The following is a 364-nucleotide window of genomic DNA, read 5'->3' on the forward strand; positions in this document are numbered from 1 at the left end:
CGGAAGCATGATGCGCCGTGCCGAGCACCGGATCCGTGACAAAGCGATTGTCACCATGCGATCGTTGCAGGCCCAGCTTCGTCTGCTGACAACCTCTTGCCGTCATCTGATTGAGGCCCGTGATCAGGGCGTTGATTCACTGTCTGCCATTACGGGAATTGACTGGCCCCGCCTCCAGGACGCCATCGGCAGGGCTGAAACCCTGACAGCTCCAGAGACCATTGATCGCACGGCCGAACTGATCAACCGGCATCGCTCTCTTCGTCCTGCCATTGGTCCATTCCTGAACGCGTTCCAGTTTCAGGGTGGTCGCACGGTACAGGGATTACTGAAGGCGGTGCAGATCATTGGAGACCTCTATCGG

General features: G+C 58.2%; 1 pseudogene. It reads left to right on the top strand.

Annotation, left to right across the window (positions count from 1 at the left end):
- A pseudogene (locus KP705_RS19455) lies at window positions 1-364 on the top strand (Tn3 family transposase); the annotation flags it as partial.

This window comes from Gluconobacter sp. P1D12_c (assembly GCF_018812105.1).
Taxonomy (GTDB): Bacteria; Pseudomonadota; Alphaproteobacteria; order Acetobacterales; family Acetobacteraceae; genus Gluconobacter; species Gluconobacter oxydans_A.